Here is a 14591-nt window from a genome sequence, read left to right as displayed (position 1 = left end):
TGGGGCCGGTACCCATCCCCTAGAGGACTAGAGAACGAAAAAACGCCCCGTGCAGGTGCACGGGGCGTGGCAGGACGGGCCGGAAGGACCGTGAAGCGTTGCTCTGTCTCACCTGCGCGGGCCGCCTCCGTGTGGAGGGCTTTACGGTTGCGCGCACCGGGATCAACGAGGATTCCGGCATGCGCCAACGACCGGCGGTCTTTGGTTCCCCCCACGATAGTCCCGACGACGGCCGGTCACCAAATCGAGGTGGCGGCACCTGCCGCTCATCCGGCATCCACCCGGCGCTCACCCGCCGCGCGCGGGGCCCGTCGAGCCGCGGACCTGCAGCCCCGAGGCGAGGCGGAGCTGGCGCACGGTGCGCTCCCCCGCCATCTGCGCCAGCACCAGGTCCACGGCGGCGCGTCCGCACTGCTCCACCGGGGCGTCCACGCAGGTCAGCCCGGTGTGGACGAACTCGGAACCGTAGGTGTTGTCATACCCGGCCACGGAGACCTGCCCCGGGACGTCCACCCCCAGGGACAGCAGGTGCCGCAGGACGCCGACCGCCAGCTGATCGTTGTAGCCGATGATGGCGGTGGGCTTCCGGGCCCAGGCCAGCGCGGCCGCCGCGGCCCCCTGGCCGATCAACGGCTTGAAGGGCCCCACCGTGATCAGCTCGATCCCCAGCGCCTGCGCCACCTCGTCCTGGGCCTTCTGCCGCAGCGCGTTGCTCCAGGCGCTGTGCGGCCCCGCGCAGTAGACGATCCGCCGGTGCCCCAGGGCATGCAGGTGCTCGATGAGGTGGCGGCTGGAGTCGGCATCCCCGGCCACCACCGAGCTGATGCCCGCCACCTCCCGGTTGAACAGCACGAGCGGGCGGCGCCGGGCCATCTCCCGCAGTTCGGTGTCCGAGGTCCAGCGGGCCGCGGCCACCACCCCGTTGGCCTCTCCCGTCAGCCGCTCCAGCAGGGCCCGCTCCATGGTGGCGGACTCCTCGGCGTCCCCCAGGGTCACCAGGTAGCCCGCCGAGCGGGCCTGGTTGACGGCACCCTTAAGCAGGTCGGCGAAGAACGGGTTCGCCAGGTCCTGGACCAGCAGGTTGACCGTCCGGGAGGCGGTCACCGCGGTGGGCCGCGGCGGCTCGCGGCGGTACCCCAGCTGCCCCGCGGCCTCCATGACCCGCTCCACGGTCTGGAAGTTCACCCGGTCCGGGCGGGTGAAGGCCCGGGAGACGGTGGACGGCGCCACGCCGGCCACCCGCGCGACATCCTCCAGGCGCACCCGCACGCCGGGGGGCGCCGCGCCTCCCGGCACCGCATTGTTCCGTGCTGCATTCATGACGTTGTCAACTTTTGTCGAGGGGAATCGGGCGGCGCTCAGTGAACCGCACCGTGTGCAGGATCTTTCCATCGTTTGCCATCAATAGTCCAGTGCCAATCTCGACCGGCTCATCGCTCCATCCCCCGAAAACACCCGCGTGGAACAGGCTCATCCGAACGTCACGGAGGCGGCATTTCTGCAAATTCTGGCAATCAACTGGCCTTTGCCCCACGATTCGTGCCATCCTGCTGTTCACCTCGCATCTTGTGATGGGCATCACCACCCTGGTCGCTCCATCCGCACCCTCTCAACGCATCCCCCGATGCACCCTCATGTATCCCAGGAGACAGACATGAAGAAACGCACCCTGATGACCACCACGGCCGCACTGGCCGCCGCCGGACTGCTGCTCTCCGGCTGTGCCGACAACGCCGGCGGCTCCGGCGAGGGGGAGGAGTTCCCCACGCAGGACGTCCGCCTCGTGGTGCCGTGGGCCGCCGGCGGTTCCGGTGACCTCTCGGCCCGCACCCTGGCCCCGCTGCTCGAGGACGAGCTCGGCGTCAGCGTCATCGTGGAGAACCGCCCCGGCGCCAACGGCTCGGTCGGCTACAACTGGCTCAAGGAGCAGGACCCGGACGGCTACAACCTCTCCATGCTCGGCGCCGAGGTGGCCACCCTGCAGTTCATGGACTACGACATCGCCCCGGCCGACTACGCCTTCCTCGGCAAGATCCTCGAAGGCCCCGGCGCCATCGCCGTCCAGGCGGACAGCCCCTACGAGACCCTCCAGGACCTGATCGACGCCGCCAAGGCGGCCCCGGGCGAGATCACCTACTCCTCCCCCGGTGTGGGCTCCGTGTGGGACAACCCGGCCCAGGGCTTCCAGGAGCTGGCCGGCATCGACCTGACCAACGTGCCCTTCGACGGCTCGGCCCCGTCCATCGCGGCCGCGGCCGCCGGTGACGTGGACTTCTCCATCGACGCCATGGGCTCCCAGAAGGCCCAGGTGGACGGCGGCGAGCTGCGCTACCTGGCCGTGCTCTCGGAGGAGCGTCAGGAGGACTACCCGGACGTGCCGACCGCCAAGGAGCAGGGCATCGACCTGCAGAACGCCTCCTTCACCGGCCTGATGGCCCCGGCCGGCACCCCGGATGACGTGGTCCAGACCCTGTCTGACGCCATCACCGCGGCCACCCAGGACGAGGAGTACCAGTCCGTGATCGAGCAGTCGAACCTGGTGCCTGTCACCGACAGCTCCGCCGAGAAGTTCACGGAGTTCATCCAGGCCGAGGAGGAGCGCTACGGCCCCTGGATCGAGCTGGCACAGTCCAAGCAGGACTGACCATGGCCGCGGAAACCCCCGGGCCGACCGGCACCGCCGAGCGGCCCGGGGACCACCCCGAGGAACTCGTCCTCCTGAAGAACCTGCCGTACCGGCTGCGGGAGCTGATCCCGGTCGCGGCCGCGATCGGGCTGGGCCTCACGGTGCTGGTCCTGGTCGGCGACATCACCGAGCGCGGCACCGGGATCGGTCCGCGGTTCTGGCCGAGCATGCTGGCCTGGGGCCTGATCGCCCTCGGCGTGCTGCTGGTCTTCACCAACGTGCTGCGCGGGGTCCGCCCCTCGGACATCCCCGATGACATGACCTGGTGGGGCATCGGACAGATGGTGCTGACCGGTCTGGTGCTGGTCGGTTACCTGCTGCTGTTCAACGTGCTCCAGTTCTGGCTGATCACCCTGGTGGCGACCTTCGTGCTGCTGGTGGTGTACGGCATCCGCAGCTGGAAGGTGCTGGTGTTCCTGCCCGTCATCATCGGCGTGATCCTGCACGTCCTGTTCATCGTCCTGTTGAAGGTGCCCCTGTGATCCCCGACCTGCTGACCACCCTTCCCCTGATGCCCCACCTGCCCCTTCCGGTGGCCGCCAACGCCGTCACCGAGGGCATCGGCGCGGTGCTGCAGTGGGACACCCTGCTCTACATCGGGCTGGGCATGCTCGTGGGCATGCTCGTGGGTGCGTTCCCCGGCGTCACCGCCACCATGGCCGTGGCCCTGGCCTCCGGCTTCACCCTGACCATGGAGCCCATCCAGGGCCTGGCCGTGCTGCTGACCATCTACGTGGCCGCCCAGTTCGGTGACCGCGTCCCCTCCATCCTGATCAACACCCCGGGCACCCCGGCCTCGATCGCCACCACCTTCGACGGCTACCCGCTGGCCAAGCAGGGCAAGGCCGGTCTGGCCATGACGGCCTCCGCGCTGGGCTCGGCGTTCGGGATGGTCTTCGGCATCATCGTGCTCGCCCTGTTCGGCATCCCCCTGGCGGGCTTCGCCCGCCAGTTCGGACCGCCGGAGATGTTCGCCCTGGTGGTGTTCGGCCTGACCATGATGATCGGCGTCTCCTCCGGCCGCATCTTCAAGGGACTGATCGCCGGCGCCTTCGGCCTGCTGTTGGCCACGGTGGGCCGGGACCCGATCACCGGGGACCAGCGCTTCACCCTGGGCATCCTCGAGCTCAACGGCGGCGTGCCCTTCATCCCCGTGATCATCGGGCTCTTCGGCCTGGCCGAGGTGCTCAACCAGATGGTCACGCATCAGCGCCACAAGTCCCAGGACAAGCCCATCAACCAGCTGGGCGCCTGGTGGCCGGGACGGGAACTGAGCGGGCGGCTGTTCAAGTCCATGGGCATCGGAGCGGGCACCGGATCCGTGGTGGGCCTGGTCCCCGCGGTGGGCGGGGACATCGCCGGGATCATCTCCTGGGACAACGCCAAGCGCCTCTCCAAGCACAAGGAGGAGTTCGGCAAGGGCTCCATCGAGGGGCTGACCGCGGCGGACACCTCCTCCACGGCCACCCTGGGCGGATCGGTGACCACCACCATGGCGCTCGGCGTCCCCGGCGACTCCGTGATGGCGGTGCTGATCGGCTCCATGATGATCTGGGGCATCCAGCCCGGCCCGGCGCTGTTCACCAACCAACCGTCCCTGGTCTACACCCTGGCGATGATCCTGCTGGTGGCCACCGTGCTCTCCCTGGCCCTGTCCCTCGTGCGCATGAAGTCCATGGTCAAGCTGCTCGAGCTGAAGAACCAGTACCTGTGGGTCATCATCCTGGTGTTCTGCATGGTCGGCACCTACTCGATCAGCAACTCGGTCTTCGACGTGTTCGTCATGCTGATCATGGGCGTGATCGGCCTGTTCATGCTGCGCTTCGGCTTCCCCGCCGGGCCCGCCGTCCTGGGCCTGATCCTCGGGCCCCTGGCGGAGTCCAACCTGCGGCGCACCCTGATCGGCGGCGGGCCGGAGTCCTTCCTGGCCAGCCCGATCGCCCTGGTGCTCTTCGCGATCTCGGCGGCCGCCCTGCTCCTGCCGCCGCTGCGGGCCATGCGCCTGCGCCGCAAGCGGGAGCTGGCGGGCAAGGACGAGGGCCTCTCGGTCCTGATCCCGTAGCCGGATCCCGCTGACACCAGCACCAGGTACGACGACGGCCGGTCGCCTTCCGCACGGAAGGTGACCGGCCGTCGTCGTACCCCGGCCCTTCGGCTGTCCGGGGCATCTGGGACGATGACTCACTCGACCCAGGCATTGGCGCGGATGACCTCGACGAAGTCCCCGCGCTGGAAGCCCGGGACGAAGTGTTCCAGCACATCGGCCTTCACGTTGCCGAAGGTGGTCTCGGGCCGGTGCCGGATGCCGTCGGTGAAGGCGGCCAGGATCTGCTCCTTGAAGTCCGGGCGCGGGTGCGCGTCCACCACGGCCTGGCGCTGCTCCTGCGTGATCGCGTCGTAGCCGATCCCCAGCACGTCCAGCTCCACGCCTCGGGTGACCAGGGCGACCTCGGGGGCCATGTGCAGGGGGATCTCCGGCGTGGTGTGCAGCGCGATCCCCTGCCAGACCCGCTCGGCCGCATCATCCGAGATGCCATGGGAGAGCAGGAACCGGCGGGCCTCGTCCGCGCCGTCGATCTCGAAGCGCTGGTCGTCGCGGCGGTACCGCGGTGTCAGACCCAGGTCGTGGAACATGGCGCCGACGTAGAGCATCTCGGGGTCGTACCGCAGTCCCTGCGCCTGCCCGCGCAGGGCTCCGAAGACGTAGACGCGACGCGAGTGGTCGTAGATCAGCTCGGAGGCGGCGTCGCGGACCAGCTCGGTGGCCTCACGGGCCAGGGTGCTGTCCGGGATCTGGATGCCGGCGATGGTCTCGCTCATAGAAATGGCCTTTCGTTCGGGTGCCGGATGGACACCGTCCATCCTCTCCGCATGGCCTACGCTGTCGCCATGTCCTTCAAGCCACGCACCCCACAGATTCGGACACCGCCAGCGCCCCACCGGGTGGTGTTCGTCGTCTTCGACGGCGTGACGATGCTGGATGTCAGCGGGCCGGCCGAGGTGTTCCACCAGGCCACGGCCGGCGGCCATCCGTACGCGGTCTCGCTGGTCTCCTCCGGCGGGCGGGACGTGACGGCCTCCTCAGGGATGAGCCTGGCGGGCACGGTGGGACCAGAGGACCTGGGTCCGATCGACACCCTGGTGGTGCCCGGATCGCCCGAGCTGCCGCAGGGACCGATGGACCCAGGCCTGCTGGAGATGGTCCGGGCCCTGGCCGGCCGGTCGGCACGGGTCGCCTCCGTCTGCACCGGGGCCTTCGTCCTGGCCGAGCTGGGCCTGCTGGACGGCCGGCGGGCCACCACGCACTGGCGCCATGCGGCCACCCTGGCCCGCCGGTACCCGCGGGTACGGATGGAGCCGGATGTCATCCACGTCCGCGACGGGCCCCGCTACACCTCCGCCGGCATCACCGCCGGGATCGACCTGACCCTGGCACTGGTGGAGGAGGACCACGGATCGGCGGTCTCCCGGGAGATCGCCCGGGAGCTGGTGATGTTCATGCAGCGCCCGGGCGGGCAGACCCAGTACTCCACCGCGCTGTCCGGACCGCCCGCCCCGGACAGCGCACTGCGCCCGGTCCTTGACGCGGTTCACGCGGATCCGGCCGCCGGACACGGACTGGACACCATGGCCCGGGCGGCCGGCGTCAGTCCACGCCACCTGACCCGGTTGTTCCACCGGGAGCTGCTGACCACGCCGGCTCGGTGGGTCGAACTGGTCCGGCTGGACCGTGCCATGTCCTCGGTCCTCGAGGGGCACAGCATCACCGTGAGCGCGCGCCTCAGCGGTTTCGGTTCAGACGAGACCCTGCGCCGGGCCTTCGCCCGTCACCTGGGTACCACCCCGACCGAGTACCGGAACCGGTTCGCAGCGGCCCAGGGCCGGCCGGGGCCAGCGGATCAAAACCGGACGGGCGCCCCGGTCCGGGAGGACTCGTAGACGGCCAGCAGGATGCGCAGCGACTTCATGGCCTCCTCGCCCGTGACGGCAGGGGCGGCCCCGGTGCGGACGGCGTCCACGAAATCGGCCACCTGCGCCCGGTGCCACGGGATGAGGGCCCCGTTGATGGTGGCCAGGTCCACGTTCGGCGCCGCCGAGGACGGCCAGGTCGGCCCCTCCGGCGCGGTCACCACCCGGTCGCCCGCGGCCCAGATGTCCACGCGGCCGTCGGTCCCCTCGGGGAACTCGGTCAGCTGCGCCGAGGCCCCCGTGGACCCGGTGACCCGAATCTGGACGCCGAGGGACGGGGTGACCGCGGTGGAGGCGTGCAGGGTGGCCAGGGCCCCGGAGGCGAACCGCAGGGTGGCCACGGCGGAGTCCTCGACCTCGATGTGCTCACCGTGCACGAAGGTGCCGGTGTGGCCGTGGACCTCCACCACCTCCCCCAGGAACCACTGCAGCAGGTCGATGTAGTGGATGCCCTGGGTCATGAGTACCCCGCCCCCGTCCGAGGCCCAGGTGCCCCGCCACGCGGTGGCCGAGTAGTACTCCGGCTCGCGGTGCAGCAGCACGGAGCAGTGGCCGAGGATCGGGGTGCCCAGGGTGCCGTCGTCGATCGCGGCGCGGATCCGCTGGGCGGCCGGCCAGAAGCGGCGCTGGAACAGCACCCCGAACGTCACACCGGCCCGCTCGCACGCGGCGACCATGCGCTCGGCGGCGGCGAGGTCGATCGCGATCGGCTTCTCGCACAGCACGTGCACCCCGGCGGCGGCGGCCTCGATGACCACGGCCTCGTGGGTGGGATGCGGGGTGCAGACCGAGATCACGTCGATCCCCCGGCCGTCCGCACCCCGCCAGGCGAGCATCTCGGAGACGGAGCCGAAGGCGTGTCCGATCCCGTTCGCCGCGGCGAGGAGGCCGGCCCGCTCGGCGTCGATGTCGCACAAGGCCACGACCTCGACGCCCTGCCCCGCCTCCCGGCCCGCCTCATCCGCTGCCCGGTAGGCCTCCAGGTGGTTGCGGAAGATCGCGCCGCCGCCGGCGATGCCGACGCGCAGGGTGCCGCTCATGTCCACGCCGCCGCTCATGTCCACGCCGCCGCTCATGACCGCCCCGCCTGCGCCCACTGGGTGACCTGGTCCAGGGCCTGGGCCAGGTGCCGGCCCGCGGCGTAGGCCCGCGTGATGGCCGAGCCGATGGTGGCCCCGCCGCCGGGGTAGGCGTCCTTGAACACGGTCGCCGAGCAGTTGCCGGCGGCGTAGAGACCCGGCAGGGCCTCCCCGTCCCAGTCCAGGACCCGGCCGTGCAGGTCGGCGCGCAGGCCGCCGGCCGTGCCCAGGGCTCCGGGATGCAGCTGCACGGCGTAGAACGGTGCCTGGGCCACGGGGGCCAGGCAGGGGTTCGGCCGGTTCTGCGGGTCCCCGAGGTGGCGGTCCTGCTCCGAGGCGCCGCGGCCGAACTGCGGGTCCTCACCACGCCCGGCCGCCGGGTTGAACGCCGCGACGGTCTGCTCGAGCCCCTCCGGGTCCACCCCGATGAGCTCGGCCAGTCCGGCCAGGGTGGGCGACTGCACGAGCCAGTCCGGGGCATCCGCTGGATCGGAGAACACCGGGTGGCCGGCCACGGGGTAGCGGGCCGTGAACCGGGAGTCCATCACCAGGAAGGCCGGGATGTTGGCGAAGTCCGAGGTCTCCGGGTCGATGTTCGCGAAGACGCGGGAGAAGTCGTGGTAGTTGAGGGCCTCGTTGACGAAGCGCCGGCCGGCGGCGTTCACCACGATCCCGCCGGGCAGGGTGGCCTCCACGTTGCCCATGCGCCCCGAGGGGTGCCCGCCGTACCGGGCCCCGTGGGCGGTGATGACCGGGACGCCCCAGATGTCCGTGGTCTCGGTGAACGAGGCTCCCGCGGCCATCCCGAGCTTCAGTCCGTCACCGGTGTTGCTCGGCGCGGAGATCGGCGTGATGGGGAACGTCAGCAGGGTGCCGGTCAGCTCGGGCGACCACTCGAAGCCGCCGGATGCGAGGACCACGGCGTCCGCCGTCACGTCCTTCTCCCCGGCCACGGTCACCCGCCACCGCCGACCGGACTGCTCGCCCGACGGCTCGCCGGACTGCTCGCCGGATCGCTCCAGTCCGGTGGCCGGGGCGGGCGCCGCGATCACGACGCCGGCCTCCCAGGCCGAGGCGGTCAGGGCACCGGCCAGCGCCCCGCCCATGGTGCGCACCCCGCGCTCGGCGCGGCCGGAGAGCAGGTCCGGGTCCGGGGCGGCACCGTGCAGCTGGTCCCGCTCGTCCATGGTGATCAGTGGCAGGTAGGTCGGCTGGCGTAGCACCTCGGCCAGTCCCGGCACCAGGGAGGGGTCGAACTCGCGGTGGTCCAGCCCGCGTCCACCGGGCGTGGCCCCGGGCCAGTCCATGTGGTAGTCCGGGCGGGACAGCGGGGCGTAGTCCACGCGGGTGTGCTCATCCAGGAAGCGCACCGCCTCGGCGGCGGTGGACACGTACCAGGCGATCTCCTCCTCCGAGAGCCGGCCGCCCGTCGCGGCCCGCACGTAGTCGGCGGCAGTCTCGGGGGTGTCCGTGAAGCCGCGTGCGTCCATGAGGTGGTTGTCCGGGGCCCACATGACCCCGCCCCCGGCCGCCGTGGTGCCACCCAGCTGCTCGGCCTTCTCGAGCACCAGCACGGAGGCACCGGCGTGGCGGGCCACGAGGGCGGCCGTCATCCCGGCGCATCCGGAGCCGATGACCACAAGGTCATACCGTCCGGCGAGCTCGGCCACGGGCGTCAGCAGCGGGGTGGGGTTCGTCATGTCAGTCCTGTCCTGTGCTGGTGCTGGTGCTGGTGCTGAAGTCGATCGCGATCTTGCCGACGCCGGCCGCCGGGTCCACGAGGGTGGCGAATGCGGCGTCCAGGTCCTCGAAGGCGAAGCGGTGGGTCAGCAGGGGGGCGATGGGCTCCTGGTGCCGGTCCAGCAGGTCCAGCGCCTGGCCGATGAGGTTCTGGGAGTTGCGGGAGCCCAGCAGGTCGATCTCCTTGACCGGCAGGGTCCGCAGCGTCAGGCGCAGTTCGGCGTCGGAGATGCCCACGCAGACCACTCGGCCGGCGGTAGCCACCAGGTCCACGCCGGCGGCCACGGAGGCCGGGGCGCCGGTGGCGTCGATAACCAGGGACGGTCCGTCCCCGCCGGTGAGCCCGTCCAGCTCGGCCCGCTGCGCCGCCGTCGGGAAATCCCCGGGGGTGACGGTGAGGGTGCGGTCCGCGCCGAGCCCCGCGGCGAGCGCCAGCCGGGAGGGGTTCAGGTCCGCGACGGTGACGTCGCAGCCGAGGTCCTTGAGGTAGAGCGTTGCCAGCAGGCCGATGGGACCCGCTCCGGAGACCAGGACCCTCTCGCCGACCTGCGCCCGGCCGCGGTTCACGGCCTGCATCGCGATGGAGGTCGGCTCGGACAGCGGGGCGAGGGACAGGTCCAGGCCTGCCGGCACCCGGTAGAGCTTCTGCAGCGGGATGGCCTGCTCCGTCACGAGCGAGCCGTCCTCGTAGCAGCCGTACACGCTCATGTGGCGGCAGGCGTTGACCCGGCCCACGGAGCAGGCATAGCACTGCCCGCAGTAGAACATCGGGGAGACTGCCACACGTTCGCCGAGGGACCAGCCGGAGGTCTCCTGGTCGGTGGGGTCGAGCGCCACGATGGTGCCGGCCGCCTCGTGGCCTTGGATGATCGGCAGCTCGGTGGCGTAGTCGTCGTCCCAGATGTGCGCGTCGGTCCCGCACAGGGTCACCGAGGCCATCCGGACCACCGCCGTGCCCGGAGCGGGCACGGGCGCCGGGACGCTGCGGTACTCGATCGTCCGCCGGCTGGTGGTGACGGCGGCGGTGGCTGTGCGGTCCGTGCTGGTGGCTGCCGCCGGGGCGGGGGTGGTCGAGGTCATCGGGTTACTCGGCACCGGCGATGGAGCCGAAGGCGATGTTCCACTTCCGCACGGTGCGCTCGGCCACGAAGCCGCCGGCGTAGAAGGGGTCGCCGTCCATGATGGAGGCGACCTCGTCCACGGAGTCGCCCTTGATGATCAGCAGGGCGCCGAGCGGCTCGGCCTCGGTCAGGCGGCCGGAGACCAGCAGCGTGCCCTGCTCATGGAGCCCCTTCAGGAAGTCCACGTGGGTGGGGCGGACGGCCACCATCTCCTCGGTCTCGGGGACGTAGGCGTAGGTGACGGCGTAGGCGGCCATGGTGGTGCTCCTCTGCTGGATGATGCTGGGTCTCGTGCACGCCGGCCGTGTGACCGGCGTTACGTCCCATCGTGCGGGCATCGGCGGCCGGCCCGCGCCCTCGTTCCCATTGAACGGGAATCACGGGTCTTCCGGGCAGCTCAGCCGCGCTCGGGCACCCCGGACCGGCCGCGCGAGCCCATCTGCCGGGACAGCCCGCGGGCCGCGGCGAGCAGCACGGGGACCTGGATCTGAAGGTTGACCTGGTCCACCTCGGCCACGATCGAGATGGCGCCGAGCACCCGGCCGCCCGGCCCGAACACCGGGGCCGCCGTCCCCGCGGAGCCGGCCACCGTGACGCCGCGCAGGTGCACGTAGCCGTCCGTCCTAGCCTGCGCCAGCAGCCGTCGCAGTCCCTCCTGCGTGATGCCCGAGTCCCGGGTGAAGCGGTCCCACGGCGCCGCGAGGAACCGCTCCTGCAGATGCCGGGGCGAGAAGGCCAGGATCGCCAGCCCGGGGGCGGTGGACAGTGCGGGCAGCCGCCCGGCGATCTTGGTCAGGTCCGTGGGCACGTCCCGGCTGATGAGCCGCTCGAGGTAGATGATGGTGCCGTCCTGCTCGTCCAGGATCGCCAGGGAGGTGTTCTGGCGCTGCGTGACGTGGACGGCCTCCGTGAACGGCAGGGCGGCCTGGCCGAACTCCTGGTACGTGGAGCTGCGCTGGCCCAGCTCCCACAGCACGAGACCGATCCGGAACCCGCCGCCGGGGGTGCGCCGCAGCAGACCCTCCTCGGCCATGTCCCCGGCCAGCCGGTGGGCGGTCGAGGAGGACAGCCCGGCCCGGTCCGCCAGCTCGGTGGCGGTGAGCTCCGGATGCTCGGCGTCGAAGGCGTGCAGGACCCGCACGAGCCGCTGGATCAGCGACTCCCCCGAGGGTGAGTTGGCCATCAGGTCCCCCTGCGCTCTCCAGTGCGCTCTCCACCCGGCGCCGGCCCGCGCCGCAGCAGCCCACTCCGTAGCGCCGTGGCCGAGGCCAGCATCAGGGCCAGCAGGGTGATCACGGCGCCGGAGACCACCGGCCAGGTCACCTCGGCCCCCGGCGTGGGCCAGGCGGTGTCCAGCACGAGCGAGCCCGCCAGCTGCCCGGCCACCAGCCCGAGGGTGAACAGCATCGCACCGATCGTGCGCGTGAGGATCGCCCCGCCGACCACCACCACGGAACCCAGCAGGCCGCCGGTGTAGTACCACCAGTCCCCCGGCCCCATCGGCAGGTGCTGGAAGCCGCCGGCGGCGATCTGCGGCGCGGCCACCGCCAGCAGGGCCAGGGTGCCGGTGAGGTAGTTGAACAGCACGATCGGCTCCACCCGGCCCACGGCGGCCCCGACGACCCCGTTCATGGCCATCTGCGGCGGCTGCAGCAGCCCGCCGGCCAGGACCAACACCAGCGGCAGGGCGAGGGTCACGAGCGCCGCCGGCTCCGCGCCGCCGTCGTGCCCCGGACCGCCGCCGAGCAGCCGGGGCGAGACCGCCAGGCTCACGCCGGCCAGGCCGAGCATCAGGCCCGCCAGCCGGCGCCGCCCCAGGCGCTGCCGGCCGGAGGGGACCCAGCCCGCGGTGTCCAGCACGGTGGAGGAGAGCATCTGACCGCCGATGAACATCAGCGAGAACAGCGCGACGCCCACGAGGTCCACCGTCACGGCCTGCCCGTACACGGCGAAGGCCCCGAGCAGTCCGGAGAGGGCGAAGAACCAGGGGAACCGCCCCGTCACCGCGCCGCGGACCAGCCGCACGACCCCGCGGCGGTTGGCGGGGACCAGCCCGTTGACCACCAGCATCAGCACCAGGCCGGAGCCGAAGGTGACGGAGGCGGCCAGGGTCGGGTCACCCAGCTCGGTGCGCAGCGCGCCGGTGATCCGGGCCTGGACCGCGATCGCCACGCCGCCGGCCAGCGCCAGCAGCAGCGAGAGGGCCTTACTCATGCACGCGGGCCGGGCGCACCCCGGCCGGCGGCGTGCCGCGCGGCCACCCAGCCGAAGGTCATGCCGGAGCCCACCTGGGAGCCGGCGCCGGGGTACTCGCTGCCCATCACGGACGCGGCGTCGTTGCCGGCGGCGTACAGCCCGGCGATCGCCGCCCCGTCCGCATCCACCACCTGCGCCTGCGCGTTGATGCGGATCCCGTAGGCGGTGGCCAGCGGGGTCGGGACCACGGCCATCGCGTAGAACGGGCCATGCCGGACCGGGCCGACGTTCGGGTTCGGCGCGTGCTCCGGATCCCCGGCCGCCTGCCCGAACAGCAGCTCGCCCTTGTGGAAGTCCTCGTCCACACCGGTGGCGGCGAAGCCGTTGTACCGGTCCACGGTGTCCTGCAGCCCCGCGGCGTCCACGCCGATCCTCCCGGCCAGCTCGGCCAGGCTCGCCCCGCGGTGCAGGTAGCCCGCGTCGAGGTACTTCTGCAGGGCGGCCGCCGGCAGGTGCGGCATGGTGATCATGCCCAGGCCGTACTTCGCCAGGGTGCGCGAGTCCACCACGAGCCAGGCCGGGACGGTCGGCACCTGCTGGTGGGAGGCGTACATGGCCCGCACGAAGCGGTGGTAGGAGACCGACTCGTCCACGAAGCGCCGTCCCGCGGCATTGACCGCGATCAGCCCCGGCTTGGCCCGGTCCCAGATGTGCGGGAACACCACGGTGGAGCCGTCCGCTCGGGTGCCGATCGAGGACGGGAACCACAGGGCGTTCTCCCCGTCGTCCGTGCCGGCCGCCGCCCCCACGGCCGCGCTGAGCCGCAGGGTGTCCCCCGTGGCCCCCTCGCCGGCCCGGGAGAACTGGGGCGTGGGCGAGGGCAGGAACCGCTCCCGCAGCTCCGGGCTCTGCGCGAAGCCCCCGGCGGCCAGGACCACGCCGCGCCGCGCCCGGATGCGCAGCTCGCGTCCGCCATGGCTCACGACGGCGCCCGTCACCTTCCCTGCGTCCCTCACCAGCTCGCTCGTGTAGGTGTTCCGCCACACCTCACCGCCGCGCCGGCCCAGCTCGTGGTAGAGGCGGGCGATGAGCGCATTGCCCATCACCAGCCGGGTCCCCCGCGGATACCGGACCCGGTCCAGGGCCCACCGGGCGCCCAGGCCCAGCGCCGTGGCGCCGGCCCGGACGGTCTTCGCCGCGTTCCCGGAGAACAGCCCCAGCAGGGTGGCGACCTCCGGGCGGCGGAGCATCAGGGTCCCGCCCATCAGCGCGAACTCCGGCACCGGCGGGCGGATCTGCCGGAACCGCTCCCGGCCGATCAGGCGGCCGTCGAAGGGCTCGGGCTCCAGCGCCCGCCCGGTCTGGCCGGTCTCCGGCAACTCGGAGTGGTAGTCCACCACGGCCGGCGAGGGCCGGAACGTCACCCCCAGCTCCGCCACGTAGTCCAGCATCCGCGGCCCCTGGTCCAGGTACGCCTGCCGCAGGGCCTTGTCCGATTTCTCCCCCACCAGCCGGTCCAGGTAGCGCTCGGCCCGCGCGGCGTCGTCGGTGTTCCCGGCCCGGCGCTGGAAGTGGTTGTTGGGGATCCAGCTGGTCCCCGCCGAGTAGGCGGTGGTGCCGCCGATGTACCCGGTCTTCTCCAGCACCAGCACGTCCAGGCCCTCCGCGGCGCCGGTCAGGGCCGCCGTCAGTCCTGCGGCCCCGGTGCCCAGGACCAGCAGGTCCACCTCGCGGTCCCAGGGTGGGTTCTGCGCGGGCTGTGCGGGTGACGACTGTGCTGGTGACGACTGTGCTGGTGAC

At 71.9% G+C, this 14591-nt stretch carries 13 protein-coding genes; 4 read left to right on the top strand and 9 right to left on the bottom strand.

Annotation, left to right across the window (positions count from 1 at the left end):
• Positions 1 to 288 precede the first annotated feature (288 nt).
• Positions 289 to 1320 (bottom strand): LacI family DNA-binding transcriptional regulator, encoded by a 1032-nt coding sequence (locus AB0K08_RS15750; protein WP_363356074.1) that lies wholly within the window; start codon positions 1318 to 1320, stop codon positions 289 to 291.
• 334 nt (positions 1321 to 1654) lie between these two features.
• Between AB0K08_RS15750 and AB0K08_RS15745 the strand changes: the two genes are divergently transcribed.
• Genes AB0K08_RS15745 through AB0K08_RS15735 form a run of 3 tightly spaced genes read left to right on the top strand, consistent with a single transcriptional unit; the run spans position 1655 to position 4748 of the window.
• The gene (locus AB0K08_RS15745; protein WP_363356072.1) at positions 1655 to 2644 is read left to right on the top strand and encodes a tripartite tricarboxylate transporter substrate binding protein; all 990 of its coding nucleotides are present in this window, start codon (positions 1655 to 1657) and stop codon (positions 2642 to 2644) included.
• A 2-nt stretch (positions 2645 to 2646) separates the two neighbouring features.
• Complete coding sequence (locus AB0K08_RS15740) at positions 2647 to 3168, top strand: tripartite tricarboxylate transporter TctB family protein (RefSeq protein ID WP_363356070.1); 522 nt, start codon at positions 2647 to 2649, stop codon at positions 3166 to 3168.
• Entirely contained in the window at positions 3165 to 4748 is a 1584-nt protein-coding gene (locus tag AB0K08_RS15735) for a tripartite tricarboxylate transporter permease (RefSeq protein WP_363356069.1), read from the top strand. Before AB0K08_RS15740 ends, AB0K08_RS15735 begins: the two co-directional genes overlap by 4 nt.
• Positions 4749 to 4867: 119 nt before the next feature.
• Here the strand turns inward: AB0K08_RS15735 and AB0K08_RS15730 are convergent, their stop codons facing one another.
• On the bottom strand, positions 4868 to 5506 hold the full coding sequence (locus AB0K08_RS15730) for an HD domain-containing protein (protein WP_363356067.1): 639 nt from the start codon (positions 5504 to 5506) through the stop codon (positions 4868 to 4870).
• Positions 5507 to 5557: 51 nt separating this feature from the next.
• On the opposite strand from AB0K08_RS15730, the gene AB0K08_RS15725 reads away from it, so the two are divergent.
• Positions 5558 to 6625, top strand: a complete 1068-nt coding sequence (locus AB0K08_RS15725; protein ID WP_363356065.1) for a GlxA family transcriptional regulator — start codon at positions 5558 to 5560, stop codon at positions 6623 to 6625.
• Here AB0K08_RS15725 and AB0K08_RS15720 read toward each other — a convergent pair.
• The 7 genes from AB0K08_RS15720 to AB0K08_RS15690 all read right to left on the bottom strand — a co-directional run bounded on the left by AB0K08_RS15720 (position 6586) and on the right by AB0K08_RS15690 (position 14518).
• The gene (locus tag AB0K08_RS15720; protein ID WP_363356063.1) at positions 6586 to 7731 is read right to left on the bottom strand and encodes a Gfo/Idh/MocA family oxidoreductase; all 1146 of its coding nucleotides are present in this window, start codon (positions 7729 to 7731) and stop codon (positions 6586 to 6588) included. The two genes, AB0K08_RS15725 and AB0K08_RS15720, sit on opposite strands and share 40 nt — an antisense overlap.
• On the bottom strand, positions 7728 to 9434 hold the full coding sequence (locus tag AB0K08_RS15715) for an FAD-dependent oxidoreductase (RefSeq protein ID WP_363356061.1): 1707 nt from the start codon (positions 9432 to 9434) through the stop codon (positions 7728 to 7730). The genes AB0K08_RS15720 and AB0K08_RS15715 overlap by 4 nt, the downstream gene beginning before the upstream one ends.
• A gap of 1 nt (position 9435) precedes the next feature.
• Entirely contained in the window at positions 9436 to 10554 is a 1119-nt protein-coding gene (locus AB0K08_RS15710) for an alcohol dehydrogenase catalytic domain-containing protein (RefSeq protein WP_363356060.1), read from the bottom strand.
• A gap of 4 nt (positions 10555 to 10558) precedes the next feature.
• Positions 10559 to 10852, bottom strand: coding sequence for a YciI family protein (locus AB0K08_RS15705; protein ID WP_363356058.1), 294 nt, complete (start codon positions 10850 to 10852; stop codon positions 10559 to 10561).
• Between the two features lie 140 nt (positions 10853 to 10992).
• The gene (locus AB0K08_RS15700) at positions 10993 to 11778 is read right to left on the bottom strand and encodes an IclR family transcriptional regulator (protein WP_363356056.1); all 786 of its coding nucleotides are present in this window, start codon (positions 11776 to 11778) and stop codon (positions 10993 to 10995) included.
• Complete coding sequence (locus AB0K08_RS15695; protein WP_363356054.1) at positions 11778 to 12809, bottom strand: DMT family transporter; 1032 nt, start codon at positions 12807 to 12809, stop codon at positions 11778 to 11780. The genes AB0K08_RS15700 and AB0K08_RS15695 overlap by 1 nt, the downstream gene beginning before the upstream one ends.
• Positions 12806 to 14518 (bottom strand): FAD-dependent oxidoreductase, encoded by a 1713-nt coding sequence (locus tag AB0K08_RS15690; RefSeq protein ID WP_363356052.1) that lies wholly within the window; start codon positions 14516 to 14518, stop codon positions 12806 to 12808. Before AB0K08_RS15690 ends, AB0K08_RS15695 begins: the two co-directional genes overlap by 4 nt.
• Between the last annotated feature and the right edge of the window lie 73 nt (positions 14519 to 14591).

Source organism: Citricoccus sp. NPDC055426, from assembly GCF_040677445.1.
GTDB lineage: Bacteria > Actinomycetota > Actinomycetes > Actinomycetales > Micrococcaceae > Citricoccus.
The sequence above is the reverse complement of the archived record's forward strand: the minus strand, read 5'-3'. Positions and strand labels throughout refer to the sequence as shown.